The sequence below is a fragment of the Paenibacillus sp. EKM206P genome (genome assembly GCF_011066155.1).
In the GTDB taxonomy this organism is placed as follows: Bacteria; Bacillota; Bacilli; order Paenibacillales; family Paenibacillaceae; genus Paenibacillus; species Paenibacillus polymyxa_D.
In genome coordinates this window covers 1-284 of sequence record NZ_JAAMNQ010000108.1, presented here as the reverse complement: position 1 = coordinate 284, position 284 = coordinate 1, and the positions used below count along the sequence as shown (strand labels likewise).

1 protein-coding gene is annotated in these 284 nt (G+C 46.1%); it reads left to right on the top strand.

Annotated features, from left to right (window positions below; translation table 11 throughout):
* Window positions 1-284: AMP-binding protein (locus G9G53_RS25930; RefSeq protein ID WP_165150910.1), on the top strand; the 284-nt coding region annotated here is incomplete at both ends.

Genomic DNA, 284 nt, shown 5'->3' with positions numbered 1-284 from the left:
AAAGAAAAAGGAACAAGCCTGCATAACCTGTACGGACCAACAGAAGCAACAGTAGATGTATCCTACTTTGGCTGCTCTACGGAAGAAGAATTGGAGCTTGTACCTATAGGAAAGCCCATAGATAACATTAAGTTGTATGTTGTCAGTAAGGAAAAGGGCCTGCAGCCGATAGGAGTAGCGGGAGAACTATGTATAGCAGGGGATGGGCTGGCAAGAGGGTACTTGAACAGACCGGAACTTACAGAAGAAAAATTCGCAGCAAACCCATTCGCACCGGGTGAAAG